Here is a 22747-nt window from a genome sequence, read left to right as displayed (position 1 = left end):
AGAAGCAGTTGAACACCTGGGTCAGTTTTCAGTCGGCAGAACAGCCGTTAATGGGTCAGTTTTCGGTCAGCGGCAACACACAGCACATGAAAGCAACCAACACCGCCGAATTTATCGGCGAACTCAACGCGGGCGTCTTTGCCGACCAGATCGGTCATGCCCTGTCGGAAGTGGCGGCAGGCGTAGTGGATAACAGCAAAGTCGGCACAGTAACAGTGACCTTCACCATGAAACAGATTGCGAGCAGTCACCAGGTCGCGATCAATCACAAGCTTGCTTACAAAGTCCCGACAAAGCGTGGCAGCCGCACCGAAGACACCGCCCTGGAAACGCCGATGTACGTCGGCGAGGGCGGACGGCTGACCTTGTTCCCGGAAACACCAGCAGCCGATCAGCTGTTTGATCGGAACGCTGCGCCTGTTCACGCGAAGTCATAACCCCCTACTCCATTCCTCTCACCACAAGGAACACGATTCAATGGAAGCCAAAGCTCTTCAGCTGATTCAGGACACTGCAGTTCTCGCTCACGCGAAGCAACTCGACACCCACACGCCGGTCATCGTGCTGCCAGAAGGCGCACGGGCAAACAGTCTGGAGGCATACCAGGAGCATCGCAGCCGCTTCAGGGGCGTCATGACCACCAGTTCGCTGAAGGACTTTGCTGACTACACCCTCACCCACGCCGGGAGCGACAGCGCAGGCTTCGTCAACAGCGACGATATGACGTGCGCGGTGCTGTTCAACCTAGGCGATCAGGATCTCGCAGGGCATGGCGATTTCTGCGCAAGGTTGGTGCTGAAGAAGACCGCGGGGTTTGTGGCCCTTGAGAGTGCGTCCAGCCGTGCCCACACGCAAAAAGACCTCAGCGACTTCATCGAAGACTGGGCGCCAAACCTCGCGGCCATCACCCCTGACGGGACAGACATTGACCTGCGCCGAGCAGCTGGTGCAATCCGTTCCATCACCATCGAGCAGGCTCGCAAAAGCGAACACGTTGTCGGCGACATGAGCGCGTCCCGCTCGGCTATGGACCAGATCGAGGCCAAATCGGCAGACGGCTTGCCAGCAGAGTTGCTGTTCCGCGTCATCCCATACGAAGGCCTGCAGGCTCAAACAATCCAGCTGCGTGTGGCCGTGCTAACCGGCGGCGATAAACCGATGCTGCGCCTGCGCTGGATCGGCGAAGCCCAGCTGCGCGAAGACCTGGCGCAGGAGTTCAAACAGGTCGTTGCGTCTGAAATTGGCGGCGCCGCGAAACTCACCATCGGCACCTTCCAGCTCGGCAAATAACCCGGCCACTGGCACCCAGTCATAAGCCCACCGCCGGCCTCTCACCACTCAATCACGGCGGTGGCACCCATACAGGACGCACAGCACATGCAACCTATACACCTTTTGATTCTGGCACTCGGCGTCGCACTCGCATTCGTCCTGTTCCGCATCACGACCAAAGCTCTCGCCAAGGACCGTCGCTTTCAATTCGCCCAAGGCATAGCAGCCGGGCGAATTGAAGGCCAGTCAGAGAAGTTGAGCGAACACAACGCGCTGCAACAGGCCGACCTACAGACACTCATCGACGTCTCGACCACGTTGCATGTGGCGCACAAGTTCTGGACGCCCATCACCGGCACCGAACCGTATCGCCGCCGTGTAGTTGAGCATTTGAAAGCCTTGAACCGGATAGCCACTCGCATTCAGCAACAGGGGCAGACAAAAGGCCAAACGTTGGGGGATCAGGAGAAAGCGGCGTGAACGCCCCACTCCGCCGAAAGGCCCGTCTGAACAGACGAGGCCTCAACACTGACTGCAATGTGATCTGCGACCAGTGCGGTATTTCCCGCAACAAGGGCCGACACGATAAGTGCAGTAAGAAAAGACGAGCAGCCCGCGTCGCTCGGCTCGCGGCTGAAACACAGAAAGATGCATGAGGATTCACACATGAGCGCTGCCCTGAAACTCGACGTTCAAATCATGTCTGGCGAATGGTTTCGTCAGGATCTACTTCAACCCGTCTTTGGCCTTACCCCCGAAGCCGCGCGCAAATACCGTACCCGTGGGCTGTGGTTGGAAAACAAGCACTGGCGCCGCGACCCGGCAAACGTGATCGTCTTCAACCGCAAGGAAATTGAACGCTGGATGGGTGGGCAGCTGTGACCCAGAAGCTACCCACCGGCGTAGAGTTGAATGGCAAGCAGCTGCGAATCGTATTCCAGCTGCACGGCCAGCGCTGTCGCGAGCCGCTGACCGCCATTGTTAAAATCAACAAGGCCGCAATCGCCTATGCCGACAACAAGCGACGCACGATCCTCGCCGAGATCAAGGAAAACCGGTTCGACTACGCGGCGCACTTCCCAGACTCCCCACGGGCAGCTACTTGGTCATTAAGCCCCGGCGTCTCGCTCAAGCGTACGGTGAAGGAGGGACTGGTAAAGTGGCTGGAATTACAAGAGGTCCGAAAGGCAAAGAGCACTTTCGACAATTACGTCAGCAAGGCGAATCACGTCGAGGCGAAGTTCGGTAAACGGCGTTTCGTGGACATCAGCAGAAGCGAACTCCAGCTTTGGCAGGTCCAGCTCTTGAAACAGGAGCTCGCCCCGAAGACTGTCAACGACGTCTTCACCATCGTTCGAGGAATATGGGCGGACGCCTTCGAAGACGGCGTCATAAAGAACAACCCACTGGACCGCATCACCAACATCCAGATCGATGCAAACAATGAGACAGCCGATCCCTTCAGCCGGGAGGAGCTCAGGCTTATCGCCGAAGCGGATCCCGCAAGGGCAAGAGATGTGCAGATGATCCTGTTCAATTGCTGGGCAGGACTTTCGCCGTCGGAGCTGATCGCCATTGCCAGAGAGGACGTTGACCTGGTAAATGGAACCATCTCAGTGAAACGAGCCTTGGTTGTTGGCCAGTTCAAGGTACCTAAAGAACGTTCGCGCATACGCGTGGTAGAACTGATCAACCCCGCCCTTGAATTGCTGCAACAACTGATGGAGGACGACGCGGGCAATACACCTACCGAGATTGAAGTCGTTCAGCGGGACAACATCACCAAACGTAAAGAGCGACTGCACTTCCTGTTTCGCAGCTCAACCAGTGGCCTATTATGGAATGGTAAAACTGTCAGCAACTGGTTTACTGCCCACTTGGTGAAAGCTGGAGTGCGGCACCGGGGCGCCAATCAATGCCGCCACACTTTTGCCAGCCAAGCGCTATCGAGTTTTGTACCAGTGGAGTGGTTAGCCCGCCAACTCGGCCACAGCGACACCAACATGGTGAAAAAGCATTACGGTAGATGGATACCAGCAGACACCAAAAGCATGGCAGGCATCGTTTCGGAAATGATGGGGTTTACCAACACCGCAAAGAAGCCGCTAAATTCCTCACTTGCCCAGCCATAAACGTCTGCTTGGAACGAGAACGGTTGGTGCAACCGACGGATATTGGCCGATTATGCTTTGATTCGCCACCCTATGCAGGTGATGACGCGGCACCAGCTAAACGGCTCTGTAAGTTTGCAGCACCACGTGATTCTCCAAGGCGTCTCCGAAAGCTCGCATTAGTCCAATAGACTCGTTGGTGATCTCGTCCAAGTCAGCGAGCGCCACAAAGGTGTTTTCGCCATGAGCGATGGCATTCCTTCGTTTTAGGAGCACCACATCTATAAAAGTAGCGTTGTCTGCAAAAAGCTCCGGAGAAACGCCACATACTAAGCAAATATCCGTAAATACTTCCGAGTTAAGGTTCGCTTTTGTATTGACCAAGTCGTCGTTCACCCGGCTGAAGCGCTGGTCCGCGGAGTTCAGAATTTCATCAACTAGGGCGCTGCGTTCTGCAATGCTAGCTCGGGACGTGGAGAGTGCTGCCAATTTCGGCAGAAAGTAATTTCGGAAGAACTGTCTATTGAGCTCACCGTATTGAAATTTTCTCAATGCCACATGCTCAAGGTATTTCTTAGCAGCAAACCTGACATATCCCTCCCAGTGGGCGTAACAGATTGCAATCAGAGCTCGCAGCAATACCCTACGCAAGCCTTCATCGCCTACCCTGATTGCCGTCTTGAGGTCGGAGATTTCCTTGATGCGCCAGCTGCGGTCTTCTGTTATTTGCTCAGAAAAGTCCGTCTCGGAATATGGCTTGCTCATGGACGGAACCAAACCTCCCCAAATGGGACGGTACGTTGAATACGGACAGTGCCGCGGAGGCCGAGTGATGTAAAGCTGGCGGTGTCCGGCTGTGACCAGAACGTCTCCATCCGCTCTCTCACGAAACTTCGAGACTCCACTGGCCCGAGAGCAAGGATCGCAGGAAGATTTTTAGCGATGCCTACTGCTATCCCCTCTAAACCGACGAGGCCTACCTTGCCACCATGTCCACCATTTTGAAAGCGTCGAAGCGCGTTATTGCCAGCAACCTCGTCAAGGAGCTGGAACGTTTGATTTATCAGAAGCGCTGCACCGGCGGGATCTCCATTTTGCGACAGCGTCACGATCCCCTCATCTATATATTCCTCGACGTCGAGCCGGCCATCGTACGGCACGTGGGTATGGACCAGGAAACGAACTGCCATCTCCATATGCCTTTGCTTTTCAGCCTGCTCATCACTCACAGAAACAACATTCCGAAAAGCGTTTTGGTCCGCTGAGGCTTTCACAGACCGAAAATAGTCTCTGTTGATCATTAGCATTATGCAGTTTCGAAGCTCTTGAGCATTTGCTTGAGTTCCTCCCGCATTCAGCCTTTGAAACAGATCGTATTTGGTCTGGTCATCACTAGGGCGTTTCAGTATTTCAACGCCGAGCCTAGCCCGGCGAATGGCCAGCTGCTGCGTTTTATCGAGAGGGTTCTGGTCTGCCGGGGGGAGTTCAGCGAAGTCCGAGTACTCCCAGACTACGTTGTGTAGCGAAGGCAAATATTTAGTAGCTTCTAAGACCGAAGGCGCGATCAACCCATCGTCCGGATGGCGTAAGCGCCCCATGAATTCAAGAATGGACGACATCCGCTGAAGACCATCGATTAACTCCCAGGCTCCGTCGTCCCGCTCAAAAACGAAGATCGATGGTAATGGGATTCCCAGCAACAACGACTCAATCAGTTTAGACTTCTGACCGATGTTCCACCGGAAAAGACGCTGAAATTCCGGGTCAATGATGATCTCTCTAGTGTCATACATGCCGACGACCTCGCCTATCGACATTTGGTATGCATCAGTACGGACTTGCCGCTGCGCGTTGAGAATCTCTTCGGTAAGCATCATTAATTCCATCTAAATAAGCTGTTTCACGAGACTATCATGGGTTGGTAGCTGGCGCATTCGGAAGGAGCGAATCGACCTATAACCATAGCGCTGTTCTTGACTTGACGTACGCAAAGGCAAGTAGCGGCATGGGTACCGGGCGTAGTCTTTTGGCCAGGAGCGTCCTGAACCGTTATAAGGCCGTCAGTTTTTGCCCTAGATTTGCCCTAAATAAGTGATAAAAACGAAAAAACCCCTGAAATCTCTAACAATTTCAGGGGTTTAGTCGTATTCAATAATGGCGGAGAGATAGGGATTTGAACCCTAGGTACTGTCGCCAGTACAACGGATTTCGAATCCGTCCCGTTCGGCCACTCCGGCATCTCTCCAACGGCGCGCATCATAACAGCTTGTATAAAAAACGCGAATCCTTTTTTGGGATTTTTCGCGTTTTTTCAGATGCTTGCGGCGGTTTCTCTATTCCGATACCTGAATTAGAGAGGCACGCCCAGACGCTGGGCCACTTCTTCGTAGGCTTCGATGACGTCACCGAGGCCCTGACGGAAGCGGTCCTTGTCCATTTTCTTCTTGGTGTCCTTGTCCCAGAGGCGGCAGCCGTCCGGGCTGAATTCGTCGCCCAGGACGATGGAGCCATCTCTGAACACGCCGAATTCGAGTTTGAAGTCGACCAGCAGCAGGCCTGCGTCGTCGAACAGCTTACTCAGGACTTCGTTGACCTTGAGCGACAGCTCTTTCATACGCGCCAGTTGCTCGGCGGTGCCCCAGCCGAACGCCACCACGTGGGAATCGTTGATGAACGGGTCACCCTTGGCGTCGTCTTTCAGGAACAGTTCGAAGGTGTAAGGGTTGAGCTTGATGCCCTCTTCGACGCCCAGGCGCTTGACCAGGCTGCCGGCGGCATAGTTACGCACGACGCATTCGACCGGGATCATGTCGAGCTTCTTGACCAGGACTTCGTTGTCCGCCAGCAGCTTGTCGAACTGGGTCGGGATGCCAGCCGCTTCGAGTTTCTGCATGATGAAGGCGTTGAACTTGTTGTTCACCATGCCCTTGCGATCAAGCTGTTCGATGCGCTTGCCGTCGAATGCCGAGGTATCGTTGCGAAACAGCAGGATCAAGCGGTCAGCGTCATCGGTCTTGTAAACCGACTTGGCTTTGCCGCGGTAGAGTTCTTCACGTTTTTCCATGATGGGCTCCGCTTGCGAAATACTTGGGCCAGACGCCCATTAATAGTTGGGTTTGGGACGCTAGGCGATTTCGCGCCAGTCGAGCCCTGAATCCTGATCGGCCAATTGTAGCCAGTCCGGGTCGCACCCGAGGGTGTCGACGAAGCATTGCCGGGCCAGATGCGGCAGGTTGTTCTTGCTGCTCAGGTGGGCCAGCACCAGATGTTGCAGGTCGTGCCATCCCAGTTCATTCACCAGCCCTGCGGCCTGATGGTTGTTCAGGTGTCCGTATTCCCCGCCAACCCGTTGTTTCAGGAAGTAGGGGTATTGCCCGCGAGCGAGCAGGTCACGACAGTGGTTGGACTCGATCATAAGGGCATCCAGACCACGATAGCTGTCCAGCACCGACGGACAATACGACCCCAGGTCGGTCAGCAGACCAAAGCGCCGGCGCCCGTCATCGAAGACGAACTGCGTCGGCTCCAGCGCGTCGTGAGCCACGGAGACCACGTCGATACTCAAGCCGCCAATCCGCACGCCCTGCCCGCCCGCCAGCCTGACACCCGCTTCGACCGGCTTGCGCATGCCGCGCAAGGTGCCGTCGCTGAGGTAGACCGGCACGTCGTAGCGCCGAGACAGCAAACCCACGCCATGCACATGATCGGCATGTTCGTGGGTGACCAGAATGGCACTCAACTGCTGACCGTTGACGCCCAGCCTGTCCAGCCGACGCTCGGTTTCTCGCAGGGAGAAACCGCAGTCGACCAGCACGTACGTGTCGTTGCTCGCGACCAACGTGCCGTTACCCCGGCTACCGCTGCCCAGAACCGCGAAGCGCACTTAACCGAGGTTGTCTTGAATGACGCTCAACACGCGGCGGGCGACTTCGGTCGGCGCGACGGTGTTGATGTTCTTCTCGACCGTGACCTGAACGTTGTCACCGACCTTGCTCAGGCGAACCTGATAGCGCTCGGCACGGGCTTCTTTCTGTTCCTTGGTCTCTTCACTGCCGAACATGCGGGCGAAGAAGCCAGGCTTGTTCTCGGGCTTGTCGGCCTTTTCCGCGAGGTTGATGTAGTACAGGCCCAGGCTGCGGTTGATGTCTTCAACGCGCCAGTCGCCCTGGTTGAGCGCGCGACCGACACTGGACCAGGCGCGATCGAGGTCGGCGCCCAGGTTCAGTACCGGGTTGCCGCTGCCGTCTTCGCTGAGGGCAACACGGCTTGGAGTGTCGAAATCACGCGCGGCCAGCAGGGACACCGAACCGCCCTTCTCGGCAGTGCGGGTCAGGCTTGCCAGCATGTCGTCGGTCAGGACCGAGTCCAGGCCAACGTTGGTGCTGCGCGACGGGAAAGCAGGCTCGTCGCTGCTGCCGGCCGGGCGCTGAACGCTGACAATATAAACTTCACTGGTGTTGCGCTGCACGCCCGGTTCGATACGAACGCGAACGCGGGTCTCGGCGCTCGCAGTGTCGCCGGTGCCGCCCATGCGCTTGGCAACGGAGGCGGAGAGCTCGTCCATGCGCTGCCAGGTGGTGTTGAACTCACCGGTCTGCGGCCGATCTTCGGCGATGCGGAAACCGTTGTCTTCGAAATACTGGTGTGCCACAGGCCAGACTTCGGCCGGCGCACGCTGAGCCAGAATCCAGCGGTTGTCGCCGCTCTTCTGCAGCGTGTAGTCGCCGGAGTCCTGAACGGTGGACAGCGGCTGTGGGCGCGGCACGTTGAACTCGCCCTTCTGGGTGTCGTCCGCCACGTTACGCGGGATAGGCAGCAGCGGGTCCAGGTGTTTGGATTCCTGCACGCCTTCAGGCAATTGCATCGGTGGTTTCTGGGTGGCTTCCAGGTAATCGCTGCTGCGATCACGGAAGTAACCGTCCTGACCAAACAACCAGCTGCAACCGCTGGTGCTGGAGATAATCAAGGCTAGTGCGGAAAGTCCGGCCAGTCGCTTCATTGCGTAGTGCTTCCTCATTAAACCAATACACCGGACTGGCGCAGGGCCTGACGCAGCGGCTCGTGGCAGGCCTCGCTGAGCCAGGTGAGCGGCAGACGGATACCGTCCGGCATCAAACCCATCTCATGCAGGGCCCATTTCACGGGGATAGGGTTCGATTCGATGAACAGGGTCTTGTTCAGCGGCATCAGTTTTTCGTGGATTGCGCGGGCCGTGGCGGCGTCACCGGCAATGGCAGCCTTGCACAGGTCGGCCATGTCACGCGGAGCGACGTTGGCGGTGACCGAGATGTTGCCCTTACCGCCGAGCAGGATCAGCTCGACCGCGGTGGCGTCATCACCGGAGTACACCAGGAAATCGCTGCTCACGCCTGCCAGGATGTCCTTGGCGCGCTGCATGTCACCGGTGGCTTCCTTGATGGCGATGATGTTCTTGACCGTGGACAGGCGGATCACGGTCTCGGCCTTCATGTCGCAGGAGGTACGACCTGGCACGTTGTAGAGGATCTGCGGGATGTCCACGGCTTCGGCGATGTGCTTGAAATGCTGGTACAGGCCTTCCTGGGTAGGCTTGTTGTAGTACGGCGTTACCAGCAGGCAGGCATCTGCACCGGCGTTCTTGGCGTTGGTGGTCAGCTCGACCGCCTCGCGGGTGGAGTTGGCACCCGTGCCGGCAATGACCGGGATGCGCCCGGCGACCTGCTGGACCACGCGGCGGATGACTTCGATGTGCTCATTGACGTCGAGCGTTGCAGACTCACCTGTAGTACCGACGGCAACAATGGCGTTAGTGCCCTCTTTCAGGTGAAAGTCCACCAGTTTGCTCAGGCTGTCCCAGTCAAGACGACCCTGTGCATCCATAGGTGTGACCAGTGCCACCATACTGCCCGCAATCATGCAAACCGCTCCTGCCGGAAAAAGAGAGCGGTAATGGTACTGGCGCCATGATCCTTGCACAAGGCGAGCATTCCCCTGAGCGACGGTTTTCGCTACCCTTCGGTCTTTGATCGGTACTGGTCATCTGCGCAGCTCGTTCGACTGATCGTTTTCGTCGTCGCAAACCCCGCGCCAGCCTCGCTCTCACTCGATGTGACTGCCTCACATCAACAGCGAACGGCAAGGGTCCGGGTCGAAGTTGCGAGTGTTTCGATCACCGAACCCGCCGCACAAGCCAAGAATGTACCGACCGCTCATCGCTTAGGAATGCTGCATGTCGTCCATCCCCACAGTTCGCGAACAATTCCTTGTCATCAGTGCCCTTGGCGCCAACCCAATGGAGCTGACCAACGTCCTGTGCCGCGCCAGTCATGAAAACCGTTGCTCGGTGGTCAGCTCGCGCCTCACTCGCCACGGCGAATGCAGTGCCTTGATTCTGCAGGTTTCCGGTAGCTGGGACGCGCTGGCGCGCCTGGAGACCGGTCTGCCGAACCTGGCCAAGAAACACGCCTTCACGGTCAACGTCGTGCGCAGTGCTTCGCTGGAAAGCCGTCCGGAGGCCCTGCCTTACGTGGCTTACGTCAGTTCGGCGTATCGCCCAGACATCATCAATGAGCTGTGCCAGTTCTTCATCGATCATAACGTCGAGCTGGAAAACCTGATCTGCGACACCTATCAGGCACCGCAGACCGGCGGCACGATGCTCAATGCCACCTTCACCGTGACCCTGCCGGCTGGCACCCAGATCAGCTGGCTGCGCGACCAGTTTCTGGATTTCGCCGACGCCCTCAACCTCGATGCGCTGATCGAACCATGGCGCCCGCAAGCTCCAATGTAAGGAAACCCGAATGGCTGTAGAACTGGACAAACCCGTTGCCGACTTTCAGGTACAGGCCACCAGCGAGCAGGCCGTCAGCCTGTCTGCGCTGAAGGGCCAGCAAGTGGTCATTTATTTCTACCCCAAGGACAGCACCCCCGGCTGCACCACTCAAGGCCAGGGTTTTCGCGATCATCACGCCGAGTTCAAGGCCGCCAATACCGTGGTCTTCGGCGTGTCCCGCGACAGTCTGAAATCCCACGAGAACTTCAAGGCCAAGCAGCAATTCCCGTTCGAGCTGATTTCCGACAAGGATGAATCACTGTGCCAACTGTTCGACGTGATCAAGTTGAAGAAGCTGTACGGCAAGGAATACCTGGGCGTTGATCGCAGCACGTTCCTGATCGACAGGAACGGCGTGCTGCGCAAAGAGTGGCGTGGCGTAAAGGTGCCGGGGCATGTGGCGGCGGTGCTGGAAGCGGCTCAGGCGCTCGATAAAGCCTGATGCCTGCGCCCTGTAGGAGCGCTTGCCGGCGATTGCGGTTTATCTGTTCAGCATATGGTGGCTGACGGAATGCTATCGCGGGCGAGCGCGCACCTACAAAAGCAGATTGCCGAGCGCTTCCTATAACAAAGGCGCAACCGTCGGTTCATTTCTCGGCCAGGCGTCCAGCACAGCCTTGAACAGCGTCGCCAGCGGGATCGCGAAGAAGATCCCCCAGAATCCCCACAGCCCCCCGAATAGCAGCACCGCGCAGATGATCGCGACGGGGTGCAGGCTCACGGTCTGGGAGAACAGCAGCGGCACCAGCACGTTGCCATCCAGGGTCTGGATGATGCCGTAGACCGCCATCAGGTAGATGAACTGGTCACTCCAGCCCCACTGGAACAGCGCGATGAACGCCACTGGCACCGTCACCACCACGGCGCCCACATAAGGCACCACCACGGAAATACCTACCAGCATCGCCAGCAGCGCCGAATAATTGAGGCCCATCGTCACAAAAGCGATGTAGGTCACCGCGCCGCAGATGAAGATTTCGATGACTTTGCCGCGAATGTAATTGGCGATCTGCCGGTTCATTTCCTCGGCGACGCGGGTAATCAGCGTACGTTCCTTGGGCAGATAACCTCTGGCCCAGCGACCAATCATCCGACGGTCCTTGAGGAAAAAGAACACCAGGATCGGCACCAGTACCAGGTAGATCATCATGTTGACCAGCAGCGGCAGGCTCGACAGGGAGAACGTCAGCGCCCACTGCCCGAATTTACCGATCTCGCCACGGGCCGCTTCGATCGCCTGCAGAACTTGCTCGTCGGATACCAGATGTGGGTAACGCTCCGGCAACAGCAACAACAGCGACTGCCATTTGGCGAGCATCCCCGGCAGCTCGTTGAACAAGGTGATCAGTTGGTGCCAGAGCAACGGCACCAGCACCAGCAGAAACACCACCAGTGCGCCCATGAACAGCGCAAAAACCACCCCGACCGCCGCCCATTCCGGCATGCGCAGACGTTCGAGCTGCACCACCACGCCTTGCATCAGAAACGCCAGTACCAGCCCTGCCAGCACGGGTGCCAGCATGCCGCCCAGTGTCAGGACGATCGTGAACGCCAGAACCAACAGCACCGCCAGCACCACGGCTTCTTCATCCGAGAAGTAGCGCTGCATCCAGTCGCGAAGCACTTTGAACATCAATCAACCTTTGAGGCGAAGGGGTGAAAGGCGAAGAAATGAAAAGCCATCAGGCCTTGCGTAACCAATACCGATAAATGCCATCGACGGCTTCTTCATGCAACAGCGCATGGCCGGCCAACTTGGCAAAGGTGCGGAAGTCACGCTGTGAGCCAGCATCGGTCGCCGTCACTTTAAGCACCGCGCCGCTGGCCAGGCGATTGAGTTCCATCTTGGCCTTGAGCAAGGGCAACGGACAATTCAGACCACTGGCGTCCAGCTCGGCATCGCACGTCGCGGGCCGCCCTACAGCGTCAGACATCGTTTCTCTCCGGGTAGGCACATCCAATTGCACAGAAACAGCTCACTGGACGAAGATTTTTCTTACAAGTTTGCAAGAATACCCCACTCTGGTCAGCAAGCCATTGAGCCAGCTACAGTAACGACTTTCTGCCTCAGAGTTTCGTGCATGAATTTTCTGCGCCCCACACTGCTGACGCTTGCATGCCTGCTGGCTGCCCCGGCGTTCGCGGACGACCTGCCGTCGCTTGGCGATGCCAGTTCGTCCATCGTTTCGCCACAACAGGAGCACGACCTGGGCCGCGCATGGCTGGGGCTGTTGCGCGCACAAGTGCCTCAGCTGTCGGATCCGCAACTCAAGGACTTCGTCGAGACGTCGGTCTATCGTCTGGCCGAAACCAGCCAGGTGCAGGATCGCAGGCTCGAATTCATCCTGATCAACACGCCGGAAATCAACGCCTTCGCGGCGCCCGGCGGGATTATCGGGGTCAACGGCGGGTTGTTCCTGCATGCCGAGAGCGAAGGCGAGTACGCCGCGGTGCTCGCCCACGAACTGGCTCACTTGTCGCAACGCCACTTCGCCCGTGGCGTGCAGGCACAGCAGCGCATGCAGGTGCCGGTGATGGCCGCGATGCTCGCCGGTATCGTCATGGCGGCGGCTGGTGCGGGTGACGCGGGTATCGCCGCCATTGCCGGGACACAGGCCGCGGCGATTCAGGAGCAGGCGCGCTTTTCCCGACAGAACGAAGCCGAGGCCGACCGCATCGGCATCCTCAACCTGGAAAAGGCCGGTTACGACCCGCGCAACATGCCTACCATGTTCGAGCGTCTGGCTCGTCAGTATCGCTACGACGCCAAACCGCCTGAATTCCTCATGAGTCACCCCGTGACCGAATCGCGTATCGCCGACACCCGCAACCGCGCCGAGCAGGCCAAACCGGGTGGCAAGGAAGACAGCCTCTCATATCAACTGATGCGCGCCAGGGTCGTGCTGATCTACGAAGAGACTCCGGGCATGGCAGCCAAACGCTTCCGCGCCCAACTGGCCGAGAATCCGAAAAACGACGCGGCTCGCTATGGTCTGGCCCTGGCGCAAACCAAAGCCGGGCAATTGAATGAAGCGCGCGAGGGTCTCAAGCCCTTGCTGGACAAGGCACCAGATAACGTCACCTACAACCTGGCAGCGATCAATCTGGACATCACCAACAATCGGTTTCCCGATGCACAGCAACGGGTCAACCGGATGCTCGACCTTTACCCGGACAACTATCCCCTGAACCAGGCCAAGGTCGACGTGCTACTCAAGCAGTCCAAGGCCCCCGAGGCGCTGAAGTCTTTGGAAACCCTGCTCAAAAGCCGCCCGGACGATCCGGACATCTGGAACCAGGTCGCCGACACACGCGGGCTCTCGGGCAACACCATTGGCTCGCATCAGGCCCGCGCCGAGTACTTTGCCCTGATGGGCGACTTCAAACAGGCCGTGCAACAGCTGGAATTCGCCAAGCGCCGCGCCAACAACAATTTCCAGCTGGCCTCACGTATCGATGCGCGGCAGCAGGAAATCATTGCTCAGGAACGGGCGGTCAAAGAGATGATGAACTGATTTTGTAGGAGCACGCTTGCCCGCGATTGCGGTGTGTCTGGACCACTTTGGTAGCTGACGCACCCTAATCGCGGGCAAGGGCGCGCCTACAGTTGGTAACTAGGCATTTCCTGAGAGTTTGAGCCGGGCGGCCTGGGTGAAATCCAGCATCCGCTGCAACGGTCGGACGGCGTGGGGGATGATCGCCGGGTCGACGAAAATCTCATTGGTGCCTTCACGCAAGCATTGCAGGGTGCGCGCCAGGGTGTTCATTGCCATCCACGGGCAGTGCGCGCAACTGCGGCAGGCCGCGCCATTGCCAGCGGTCGGCGCTTCGATGAAGATCTTGTCCGGGCACAACTGCTGCATCTTGTAGAAAATGCCGCGGTCGGTCGCCACGATGAAAGTCTTGTTCGGCAGTGTCTGCGCGGCATTGATCAACTGGCTGGTAGACCCCACCGCATCAGCCAGATCGATCACCGACTCGGGCGACTCAGGATGCACAAGGATCGCCGCATCCGGGTACAACGCCTTCATGTCCTCCAGCTGCCGCGACTTGAATTCCTCGTGAACGATGCATGCGCCATCCCACAGCAGCATGTCGGCCCCGGTTTCACGCTGAATATAGCGGCCCAGATGTTTGTCCGGGCCCCAGATAATCTTTTCGCCGTTGTCCATCAGGCTTTCGACGATTTCCAGCGCGCAACTTGAGGTCACGACCCAATCGGCGCGCGCCTTCACCGCCGCCGAGGTATTGGCGTAGACCACGACGGTTCGCTCCGGATGCTTGTCGCAAAATGCCGTGAACTCGTCGACGCCGCAGCCCAGATCCAAAGAGCAGGTCGCTTCCAGGGTCGGCATCAGAATGCGTTTTTCAGGGGTCAGGATCTTCGCGGTTTCGCCCATGAACCGTACGCCGGCAACCAACACGGTTTTCGCCGGATGGTTCCTGCCGAAACGGGCCATTTCAAGGGAGTCCGAAACGCAGCCGCCGGTTTCTTCGGCCAACGCCTGAATCACCGGGTCGCAATAGTAGTGAGCGACGAGCACCGCGTCCTGAGCCTTGAGCTCGGCAGCAATAAGGCGGCGGTATTCGGCTTCTTCTTGCGCGGTCAGTGGCTTGGGCTGCTTGGCGTCTAGATGCGCCTGCACCAGAAGGCGTTCGGAAATCTGTGTCATGTTCGCAGGACCTGAATGCGCGTGAGCGCGAACGTCGAGTTTACACCTGAGCAACAGGCAACGGATGAAGCCAGAAACCCTCACGGTCATGAAGTTTCCAGCCCTGTACACGCATCGTTGTGCATGTATCGATACGGGGTCGCCGCGCGCTTTCCCCAGGCCAGCCATCGTTTTCGACAAACCGGAGCGGGGGCTGGCGCAAAGCGGCGGCGAATGTATCACGTAACCTGTTGAGCGATCACTTACCGACGGCCACGCCTCACCCAAGGCGCATCGACAGCTCGACATCCTCGGCAAACGGGATCGACATATAGCCTTGGGCTGGCGAGCGAACCCGGGCCAGATAGTCAGGGGCGTAGTCGGCGTTGTCAGCGATGATCAACGCGCCGCGCCGCAGACGGCTTTCCAGCAAGCTCAGAATCTCTGGATACAGCGCTTTGGCGCCATCGAGCAGGACCAGATCGATGGATTCAGGCAGGTCCTCGCCCAGGGTTTTCAATGCATCGCCTTCGCGGATTTCCACAAGATCCAGCAGCCCACCCGCTATCAGATTGTCCCGGGCCTGCGCGACTTTCGATGACTCGAACTCGCTGGTAATCAGCAATCCGCCGCCGTTGTCACGCAGGGCCGCGGCCAGGTGCAATGTCGAGATGCCGAACGAGGTGCCGAATTCGACCACCGTTCGCGCCTTGCAGCTGCGCGCCAGCATGTACAGCAGCGCGCCGGTGTCTTGCGATACCGCCAGCGGGAAGTCCTTGAGGCGACCGTAAAAGTCCTGGTACTCGGTTTTGCTGCGCATCAAGCGTTCGAGGTCTTGCTGCGACAGGCTGGCGAACTCGGCGCTGTGCATCGGCGACTGTGCGGCAGCGGCGTCGAACAGACGTTCCAGCAGAGGCGCAACAGGCGGTGTGGTGAGGGTATTCATGGGTTGTCTCCGGATTGAAAGATGCGTAAATCTCAACGCCGGAATAGAATGCGACCAATCCCTCACATTTAATAATCGCATTGCCGAGCCGCCATGAACGATTCCCGTAACCCCGCGATTTCCCTGCGTAAGAAGCCGAAACAGGCACGTTCCGAAGCGTCGGTTTCCATCATTCTTCAGGCAGCCATTCAGGTTTTGGCCAAGGAAGGCGCCAGCCGTTTCACCACCGCGCGGGTCGCCGAAAAAGCCGGGGTCAGCATCGGCTCGCTGTATCAGTACTTTCCCAACAAGGCAGCGATCCTGTTTCGCCTGCAGAGCGATGAATGGAAGGAAACCACCGAGCTGCTGAGCCGTATTCTCGGCGACACGACGACACCGCCCTTCGAACGATTGCGTAACCTGGTGCACACGTTCATTCGCTCGGAGTGCGAGGAGGCCGACATGCGCATCGCCCTCGACGACGCTGCGCCGCTCTATCGCCATGCTCCCGAAGCCAGGCAGGCTCGGGAGACGGGAGAAAAAGCCACCCAGCTGTTCATGCAAGAGGTGCTGCCTGATGCGGACGACACCGTGAGGCTACGAGCAGCAGACCTGATCAAGACCACGATGAGCGCGTTGGGCAAAGACTTTTCACAAATGCCACGAAGCGAGACCGAGATCGCGGAATACGCGAATGCCATGGCCGACATGTTCTGTGCTTACCTTGAGCGCCTGGGCTAGCGGGGTCTCACCGGTGTCCGCATCGCGGGAACGAGCAAGAATTCAAGGCCGAGAGGCTATCTCGTCCAGATGATCCAGCAAATCAGCAGCATCCTCGTACACCCTCAATGCCCCCGCTCGCTCCAGCTCGCCTATGTCGTATCCACCGGAGAGCACGCCGATGCCAGTCGCCTTGCAACGGCGGGCCGCGAGCATGTCCCAGATGGCGTCGCCGATCACCAGACAGTCTTCGATGGGCACGTTCATGCGCTCAGCGGACGCGAGGAACAAGTCAGGATCGGGCTTACCGTATTTGACGTCATCGCGAGTGATGAGCTTCACGTCATCGGTTTTCAATCCCAGTGCTTTCAGGTTGATTTCAGCGGTGTCACTGCCGCCGCTCGTGGCGATACACCATTGCAGGCCGCTGCTGCTGAGCTCATTGAGCAGCTCGATGGCGCCCGGCAGTGTGGTGATCTGATGCTGCAGCCGCTCATAGGCTTCGGCGTGTTTGGCGCTGAGCCGCTTGGCCTGTTCGTCGTTGATATCCAGGCCGGTTTCACGGGACAGGGACTTGAGCATCAGCCCGCCGCTCATGCCGATCTTGCGATGGATGCGCCACATCGCCAGCGCAATGTGCTCTGAGTCGAGGGCCTCCTTCCAGGCGGCGACATTCTGATAAACGCTGTCGGTCAGCGTGCCGTCCAGGTCAAAAATGAACGAGGTTTTCTGGCGCATGGGTCTCTCCATGATTTAGCTGTGTGCTTGAGCGATGAGCTATGCCCTTTTAAAGACAGGGCGACAGCCATCGATGCTCAAAGGTATGGCTGACGGACTGGCTGCGCGCGGACGTCGTTCGCGCTGTACATGAATAAACCGATGAAAGGTCCGCCGATGTAACGGTGGTCAGACGTCCTGAACTAAACAGTGTGTTGCTCACTCCGCTGAATAGCCCCTCAATAAAGCCGGAGATACCACGATGCGAGCACTCACCTACCACGGCGCCCATGACGTAAAAGTCGACACCGTTCCCGATCCAGTCATCGAAGCAGCCGATGACATCATTTTGCGGGTCACCGCGACGGCCATCTGCGGATCGGATCTGCACCTGTATCGAGGCAAGATCCCGACCGTCGAACATGGCGACATCTTCGGCCACGAGTTCATGGGCATTGTCGAAGAAACTGGCTCGGCGGTGACAGCGGTTCAGCCGGGCGATCGCGTGGTCATTCCGTTCGTTATTGCCTGTGGCGACTGTTTCTTCTGCCAGATGGACCTCTACGCCGCCTGTGAAACCACCAATACCGGCCGCGGCGCGATCATCAACAAGAAGGCCATTCCACCGGGTGCTGCGCTGTTCGGCTTCAGCCACCTGTACGGCGGCATTCCTGGGGGGCAGGCCGAATACGTGCGAGTGCCCAAAGCCAATACCGGTCCCTTCAAGGTCCCCGGAACCCTGGCGGATGAGAAAGTGTTGTTCCTCTCGGACATCTTGCCGACGGCCTATCAGGCGGTGACCAATACGGGCATCGGGCAAGGTTCGAGCATCGCGATTTACGGCGCAGGCCCCGTCGGTCTGCTCTGCGCAGCGGTTGCGCGCATGCTCGGCGCCGAACGCATCTTCATGGTCGACCATCACCCCTACCGCCTCGCCTACGCCCAACGAACCTACGGCGTCATCCCCATCAACTTCGATGAGGATGATGACCCTGCCGACACGATCATTCGCCAGACCCCTGGCATGCGCGGCGTTGACGGTGTGCTCGATGCCGTTGGTTTCGAAGCCAAGGGCAGCACTACAGAAACCATTCTGGCGACACTGAAGCTCGAAGGCAGCAGCGGCAAGGCCTTGCGCCAGTGCATCGCTGCGGTGCGTCGCGGCGGCACAGTCAGCGTACCGGGCGTCTACTCAGGCTTTATCCACGGTTTCCTGTTCGGCGATGCCTTCGACAAGGGCCTGACCTTCAAGATGGGACAAACCCACGTTCAACGTTTCCTGCCGGAATTGCTCGAGCACATCGAAGCTGGCCGTCTGTCTCCCGAAGCCATCATCACGCACCGCATGTCGTTGGAGCAGGCGGCTGAGGGCTACAAGATTTTCGACAAGAAGCAGGAGGATTGCCGCAAGGTCATCCTGACACCGGGCACCAGTGAAATCCCTGCCGTGGAGCCGGAAGTCGTCAACGGCGTGCCCGCCATATAAGCGTTTTTCACATTAAGGTGAAGGCAATGGAGATTACCTTTTTCTGGGTCGCGGCAGTGGTGATCGTTCTGGCAATCGATCTATGGGCCATCGCCAGCGTCTGGCGTACTACGAAATCTCAAGGGACGAAGTTGGGGTGGGCAGTGCTGATTCTGGTGCTGCCAGTCATCGGCTTCGGCATCTGGGGCATCGCTGGCCCGCGCGGCGTCGCAGAACCGCCGTCTTCGAAAGAACACAGCAAGGGCTAGACCCGCCTGGAAAGGTCATACCCGCCTGTCCATCGTTCGCGATGGGCAGGCGGGATGAGTGTGTCATTAGGTTTGCAGAGGTATTCTCCATGGCTGAATACAGTGATAAACCGGCGCCGCTGCTCGCGCCTCGCGCGCGCGCAATGCTTTTCGATGGCACCTGCAAGCTGTGTAACGGCTGGGCGGAATTCGTCATCCGCCATGATCGCGAGGGTCGGATTCAACTGGTCACCGTACAGTCCGCTGAAGGTCAGCAACTGCTGAGATGGGCCGGATTACCCACCGACCGTTTCAACACGATTGTGTTTATAGAAGACAATCAGTTCAGCATTCGCTCCGAAGCCATGTTCAGGATTCTGGCAATCATGCCTGCGCCTTGGCGCTGGATACGGCTCGCGCGGATCATTCCAGGGGCTTTCCGAGACTGGCTCTATGATCGCATCGCACTGAACCGTTATCGGTTGTTTGGCCGATATGACGCCTGTCGCGTGCCGCCACAGGACCACGAGCGCCGCTACTTGAAGGCCGGTTCGTAAAGGTCGGGCTCTGGTCATGCCTTTTTCATCCCCCCCCGCAACCCTCTCGATAGTACCCGCTGCAGCGCCGGGCCGGACCACCAACAGCAGCGTTCTACAGAGTGGGAACGACCACATGGCGATCTTCAAGCCGGCGTTGATACATATCAATGACCGTGACTCACTGACCATTGCCGGATCGCAAAATGCTGCCCTACCCTGTCGTGTCTCATCGCAGAGGAATCGTCATGCCAATCCGCCCCTTCACGCTGGCGATCACTCACGAGCAGCTGGACGACCTTCATCGACGCCTGGACGCCTCGCGCCTGCCCGACACGCTGGCCACAGATAGCTGGGAAGACGGTACGGCAACGGGCTTTGTTCAACGCCTGCTGGGTTATTGGAAGAACCAGTTCGACTGGCGCGACCAGGAGCGGCGTATCAATCAGCTGCCACAATTCATGGCGGACATCGACGGCCAGGCGATTCACTTCCTGCATCAGCGCGGCGTTGGCCCCAAGCCGATGCCGCTGATCATCACCCATGGCTGGCCTGGCTCGTTTCTGGAAATGGAACGGCTGCTACCGCTTCTCACCGATCCGGAAAAGTATGGCGGTGACCCCGCGGATGCCTTTGATGTGGTCGTCCCATCGCTGCCCGGCTACGGCTGCTCGCCTGCCCCGACCAGAGCCGGTATCAGTGCCAGGCAGATCGCTGATCTCTGGATATTGCTGATGGGTGAACTGGGTTACGACCGATTCGGCGCTCAGGGAGGAGATATCGGCGCTGGGGTGTCGATGTGGCTCGCGCGTAATCACGGTCCCCATCTGACCGGTGTGCATCTGAATTACATCCCCGGTAGTTTCAGGCCGCCTCTGGGGAATGACCAACCGGCCGTGACCGAAGATGAACAGGACTTTCTGGAGCGAATCGATCAATTCGCAGCGACCGAAGGTGCGTACGCTGCCTTGCACGGCACCAAACCCCAGACCCTGGCGTTTGCACTGGCGGACTCGCCAGCGGGGCTTGCCGCGTGGATCGTCGAGAAGTTCCATGCGTGGGCCGATCATCCAGGTGATCTGCAACAGGTGGTGCCGTTCGACACCCTGCTCAGTGACATAGCCCTTTACTGGTTCAGTGGCAGCATTCAGGCCAGCTTGAGGCTGTACAAGGAAAACCGGCAAAACCCGCTGGTGTTCGACGCCGGCGAGCACGTCGAGACGCCATTGGGGGTTGCGCTGTTTCCAAAAGAGCTGCCGATGCCACCGCGCAGCTGGGCTGAACGGGTGTTCGACGTCCAACGGTGGGAACACATGCCGCGCGGCGGTCACTTCGCAGCACTGGAGCAGCCCGAACTGCTTGCTCAAGAAATCAGGGCATTCTTCCGGCCACTCAGGGTTTGACTGCATCACTGCGGCCAGCCCCAAAAAAGACCAGAGCCAGTCCGCACTTGCTATCAGCTCAGCAACCGGGCGTACCGATCCAGGTCAATGTTGCCACCGCTCACGATGACGCCCACCCGTTTACCTTCAAGTGCCGCGCCCATCTCGCGCACGGCGGCCAGTCCCAGGCAGCCGGTAGGCTCGACGACCATTTTCATTCGCTCGGCGAAAAACCGCAGGCCGGCCACCAATTGCTCGTCGCTCACGGTGAGGATGTCGTCGACATCGCGTTGAATGATCGGGAACGTGTAATGCCCCAAATGTTGGGTCTGGGCCCCGTCGGCCAGGGTATCCGGGGTGTCGATATGCACGATTTTTCCGCCGCGAAATGACTGCTGGCCGTCGTTTCCAGCCTTGGGCTCCACGCCATAGAGTGTGCAATCGGGCGACAGCGCACGCGTCGCCAGCGCCGCGCCAGCCAACAGGCCACCGCCCCCCAAGCAGACGAACAACGCATCTAGCGGTCCGGTTTCTTGCAACAACTCCAGCGTCGCGGTGCCCTGACCGGCAATCACATCTGGATGGTCGTAGGAAGGAATCAAAGTGAAACCACGCTCTTGGGCCAGTTTCCTGCCAATCGCTTCCCGATCCTCGCTGTAACGGTCGTAGAGCACCACGGTCGCGCCGTATTCCCGTGTCGCCGCCATCTTTGCGGCCGGGGCGTCGTGCGGCATGACGATAGTCGCTGGAATACCCAGGATACGCGCCGACAACGCGATACCTTGAGCGTGGTTGCCAGATGAAAATGCCACGACACCTGCCTGACGCTGGCGTTCGTCGAACCGTGCGAGTGCGTTGAACGCCCCACGAAACTTGAAAGCGCCCATGCGTTGGTAGTTTTCACACTTGAAAAACACTTCCGCGCCCGTTTGCCCGTCGAGCGTGCGTGAGGTCAACACGGGTGTGCGGTGAGCGTGGCCGCGAATCCGTTCGGCAGCGTCAAGCACATCTTGAAAAACAGGAAGCGTGGGTTGAGCGGTAGTCATGGTTTTCTCGCTTTGCAATTCCAAAGTGGTTCAAGGATCGATGGGCGCTGCACCTTTATCCAGGCTATGGTCATTTTTTTGAAGGTCTGGCCCACTAGGATCTGGAGTTGCAGTGCACGGGCGGCGTTGCAAGGTGTCCAAACAATTCGGCGACGCGCAAAGGGTGGAGACGCTATGACCAGGGCCAGCGAACGACACATTATCGGCATTGCGGCGATGCTACGGGCGCTGCGTAAAGCGGTGGATGAGCTTGAGCAGTTGGAACTGACCCAGGTTGAACCCCTGAAAGGTCATCAGACGGTCGACTCGAAGCAGTCCTTGTCGCAATGCTTTTCCAGCCTCCAGACCTCGATAGAAGAGATGGAAAATCTGTTGGCGACGGTCGCAGAGGCGACCGGTGAGGTTGGCAAGCTGTAGTCCCTAAGCGCCGTCAGTCAGTCGAGACGAACGGAGCCAACATACCTGTTTCCAATGCCTCATGCGCGGCAAAACGCTGCGTCAGGAGGTTGTGATGAATACACAAATCAAGCTTCAAGGTGGAATGGGCGGGGATGATCCGCTTCCTACCTCACCAGAGCCCCTCTCACCCCGCCGTACCGACCTCAAGCCGGATGACGAGGCCGGCGTGGACGAATTGCCCGACAACGATGGAGAAACACCGCTCGATACCGACGAAGAGGCCCTGAGACAGGAAAATATGGCTGATGTGGACGTTGCTAATGCCGAGTTCGATGATCAGCCGAATCCGCGTTAGATGCTTTGAGGTGTCCTCGGCATGAAGGTAAGAATGCCGGTTTTAATTGTGATCCGGGCCGTTTGCCGCTATTGCCCAGAAAACGAGAACGTTCATCAGCGCCGC

The 22747-nt window shown here is 58.4% G+C and carries 27 protein-coding genes and 1 tRNA gene; 15 read left to right on the top strand and 13 right to left on the bottom strand.

Annotated elements, in window-relative coordinates; all coding sequences use genetic code 11:
- Positions 1–86: 86 nt before the first annotated feature.
- The 5 genes from CE491_RS26545 to CE491_RS26525 all read left to right on the top strand — a co-directional run bounded on the left by CE491_RS26545 (position 87) and on the right by CE491_RS26525 (position 3404).
- Complete coding sequence (locus CE491_RS26545; RefSeq protein WP_110951478.1) at positions 87–437, top strand: hypothetical protein; 351 nt, start codon at positions 87–89, stop codon at positions 435–437.
- Between the two features lie 40 nt (positions 438–477).
- The gene (locus CE491_RS26540) at positions 478–1290 is read left to right on the top strand and encodes a DUF2303 family protein (protein ID WP_110951290.1); all 813 of its coding nucleotides are present in this window, start codon (positions 478–480) and stop codon (positions 1288–1290) included.
- Positions 1291–1377: 87 nt separating this feature from the next.
- A complete protein-coding gene (locus tag CE491_RS26535) occupies positions 1378–1752 on the top strand; it encodes a hypothetical protein (RefSeq protein ID WP_110951289.1) in 375 nt (124 codons plus the stop codon).
- 186 nt (positions 1753–1938) lie between these two features.
- Positions 1939–2154, top strand: coding sequence for an excisionase family protein (gene xisR / locus CE491_RS26530; protein ID WP_110951288.1), 216 nt, complete (start codon positions 1939–1941; stop codon positions 2152–2154).
- The gene (locus CE491_RS26525; RefSeq protein ID WP_110951287.1) at positions 2151–3404 is read left to right on the top strand and encodes an Arm DNA-binding domain-containing protein; all 1254 of its coding nucleotides are present in this window, start codon (positions 2151–2153) and stop codon (positions 3402–3404) included. The genes xisR and CE491_RS26525 overlap by 4 nt, the downstream gene beginning before the upstream one ends.
- Before the next feature lie 96 nt (positions 3405–3500).
- On the opposite strand, the gene CE491_RS26520 is transcribed toward CE491_RS26525, so the two are convergent.
- The 7 genes from CE491_RS26520 to dapA form a co-directional block, all read right to left on the bottom strand.
- On the bottom strand, positions 3501–4148 hold the full coding sequence (locus CE491_RS26520; RefSeq protein WP_110951286.1) for an MAE_28990/MAE_18760 family HEPN-like nuclease: 648 nt from the start codon (positions 4146–4148) through the stop codon (positions 3501–3503).
- Positions 4145–5257 carry a DUF262 domain-containing protein gene (locus CE491_RS26515; protein ID WP_110951285.1) on the bottom strand — a complete coding sequence of 371 codons (1113 nt, stop codon included), beginning with the start codon at positions 5255–5257 and terminating at the stop codon, positions 4145–4147. The genes CE491_RS26520 and CE491_RS26515 overlap by 4 nt, the downstream gene beginning before the upstream one ends.
- Before the next feature lie 281 nt (positions 5258–5538).
- A tRNA-Ser gene (locus CE491_RS26510) sits at positions 5539–5628 on the bottom strand.
- Positions 5629–5733: 105 nt separating this feature from the next.
- A complete protein-coding gene (gene purC / locus CE491_RS26505; protein WP_110951284.1) occupies positions 5734–6447 on the bottom strand; it encodes a phosphoribosylaminoimidazolesuccinocarboxamide synthase in 714 nt (237 codons plus the stop codon).
- A gap of 60 nt (positions 6448–6507) precedes the next feature.
- On the bottom strand, positions 6508–7266 hold the full coding sequence (locus CE491_RS26500) for an MBL fold metallo-hydrolase (RefSeq protein ID WP_110951283.1): 759 nt from the start codon (positions 7264–7266) through the stop codon (positions 6508–6510).
- On the bottom strand, positions 7267–8382 hold the full coding sequence (gene bamC, locus CE491_RS26495; RefSeq protein ID WP_110951282.1) for an outer membrane protein assembly factor BamC: 1116 nt from the start codon (positions 8380–8382) through the stop codon (positions 7267–7269).
- A gap of 17 nt (positions 8383–8399) precedes the next feature.
- Positions 8400–9278, bottom strand: coding sequence for a 4-hydroxy-tetrahydrodipicolinate synthase (dapA, locus tag CE491_RS26490; protein WP_110951281.1), 879 nt, complete (start codon positions 9276–9278; stop codon positions 8400–8402).
- Between the two features lie 313 nt (positions 9279–9591).
- Between dapA and CE491_RS26485 the strand changes: the two genes are divergently transcribed.
- Both CE491_RS26485 and CE491_RS26480 read left to right on the top strand, forming a co-directional pair.
- Positions 9592–10155 carry a glycine cleavage system protein R gene (locus tag CE491_RS26485; RefSeq protein ID WP_110951280.1) on the top strand — a complete coding sequence of 188 codons (564 nt, stop codon included), beginning with the start codon at positions 9592–9594 and terminating at the stop codon, positions 10153–10155.
- A gap of 10 nt (positions 10156–10165) precedes the next feature.
- Entirely contained in the window at positions 10166–10639 is a 474-nt protein-coding gene (locus tag CE491_RS26480) for a peroxiredoxin (protein WP_110951279.1), read from the top strand.
- Between the two features lie 120 nt (positions 10640–10759).
- Here CE491_RS26480 and CE491_RS26475 read toward each other — a convergent pair whose 3' ends face one another.
- Positions 10760–11830 carry an AI-2E family transporter gene (locus tag CE491_RS26475; RefSeq protein ID WP_110951278.1) on the bottom strand — a complete coding sequence of 357 codons (1071 nt, stop codon included), beginning with the start codon at positions 11828–11830 and terminating at the stop codon, positions 10760–10762.
- 49 nt (positions 11831–11879) lie between these two features.
- Positions 11880–12131 carry a sulfurtransferase TusA family protein gene (locus CE491_RS26470; protein ID WP_110951277.1) on the bottom strand — a complete coding sequence of 84 codons (252 nt, stop codon included), beginning with the start codon at positions 12129–12131 and terminating at the stop codon, positions 11880–11882.
- Positions 12132–12278: 147 nt separating this feature from the next.
- Between CE491_RS26470 and CE491_RS26465 the strand changes: the two genes are divergently transcribed.
- Positions 12279–13712 carry a M48 family metalloprotease gene (locus CE491_RS26465; protein ID WP_110951276.1) on the top strand — a complete coding sequence of 478 codons (1434 nt, stop codon included), beginning with the start codon at positions 12279–12281 and terminating at the stop codon, positions 13710–13712.
- Positions 13713–13811: 99 nt separating this feature from the next.
- Here CE491_RS26465 and nadA read toward each other — a convergent pair whose 3' ends face one another.
- Together nadA and CE491_RS26455 are read right to left on the bottom strand one after the other, a co-directional pair.
- Entirely contained in the window at positions 13812–14870 is a 1059-nt protein-coding gene (gene nadA, locus CE491_RS26460; protein ID WP_110951275.1) for a quinolinate synthase NadA, read from the bottom strand.
- 259 nt (positions 14871–15129) lie between these two features.
- Positions 15130–15795: an O-methyltransferase gene (locus tag CE491_RS26455; RefSeq protein WP_110951274.1), complete on the bottom strand. Its 666-nt coding sequence runs from the start codon at positions 15793–15795 to the stop codon at positions 15130–15132.
- 93 nt (positions 15796–15888) lie between these two features.
- Here CE491_RS26455 and CE491_RS26450 point away from each other — a divergent pair, with 93 nt between their 5' ends.
- Positions 15889–16515, top strand: a complete 627-nt coding sequence (locus tag CE491_RS26450; RefSeq protein WP_110951273.1) for a TetR family transcriptional regulator — start codon at positions 15889–15891, stop codon at positions 16513–16515.
- Positions 16516–16557: 42 nt separating this feature from the next.
- Here the strand turns inward: CE491_RS26450 and CE491_RS26445 are convergent, their stop codons facing one another.
- Positions 16558–17232: an HAD family hydrolase gene (locus tag CE491_RS26445; protein ID WP_110951272.1), complete on the bottom strand. Its 675-nt coding sequence runs from the start codon at positions 17230–17232 to the stop codon at positions 16558–16560.
- Positions 17233–17473: 241 nt separating this feature from the next.
- On the opposite strand from CE491_RS26445, the gene CE491_RS26440 reads away from it, so the two are divergent.
- The 4 genes from CE491_RS26440 to CE491_RS26425 all read left to right on the top strand — a co-directional run bounded on the left by CE491_RS26440 (position 17474) and on the right by CE491_RS26425 (position 20863).
- Positions 17474–18697, top strand: a complete 1224-nt coding sequence (locus CE491_RS26440) for a zinc-dependent alcohol dehydrogenase (RefSeq protein WP_110951271.1) — start codon at positions 17474–17476, stop codon at positions 18695–18697.
- Positions 18698–18723: 26 nt separating this feature from the next.
- On the top strand, positions 18724–18945 hold the full coding sequence (locus CE491_RS26435) for a PLD nuclease N-terminal domain-containing protein (protein WP_110951270.1): 222 nt from the start codon (positions 18724–18726) through the stop codon (positions 18943–18945).
- Positions 18946–19034: 89 nt separating this feature from the next.
- Positions 19035–19481, top strand: coding sequence for a thiol-disulfide oxidoreductase DCC family protein (locus CE491_RS26430; RefSeq protein WP_110951269.1), 447 nt, complete (start codon positions 19035–19037; stop codon positions 19479–19481).
- A 227-nt stretch (positions 19482–19708) separates the two neighbouring features.
- Positions 19709–20863: an epoxide hydrolase family protein gene (locus CE491_RS26425; RefSeq protein ID WP_110951268.1), complete on the top strand. Its 1155-nt coding sequence runs from the start codon at positions 19709–19711 to the stop codon at positions 20861–20863.
- A 53-nt stretch (positions 20864–20916) separates the two neighbouring features.
- On the opposite strand, the gene CE491_RS26420 is transcribed toward CE491_RS26425, so the two are convergent.
- Entirely contained in the window at positions 20917–21888 is a 972-nt protein-coding gene (locus CE491_RS26420) for a threo-3-hydroxy-L-aspartate ammonia-lyase (protein ID WP_110951477.1), read from the bottom strand.
- A gap of 174 nt (positions 21889–22062) precedes the next feature.
- On the opposite strand from CE491_RS26420, the gene CE491_RS26415 reads away from it, so the two are divergent.
- Positions 22063–22305 (top strand): hypothetical protein, encoded by a 243-nt coding sequence (locus CE491_RS26415; RefSeq protein WP_110951267.1) that lies wholly within the window; start codon positions 22063–22065, stop codon positions 22303–22305.
- Positions 22306–22399: 94 nt separating this feature from the next.
- Positions 22400–22642 (top strand): hypothetical protein, encoded by a 243-nt coding sequence (locus CE491_RS26410; RefSeq protein ID WP_110951266.1) that lies wholly within the window; start codon positions 22400–22402, stop codon positions 22640–22642.
- Positions 22643–22747 lie beyond the last annotated feature (105 nt).

Source organism: Pseudomonas bohemica, from assembly GCF_002934685.1.
In the GTDB taxonomy this organism is placed as follows: domain Bacteria; phylum Pseudomonadota; class Gammaproteobacteria; order Pseudomonadales; family Pseudomonadaceae; genus Aquipseudomonas; species Aquipseudomonas bohemica.
The sequence above is the reverse complement of the archived record's forward strand: the minus strand, read 5'-3'. Positions and strand labels throughout refer to the sequence as shown.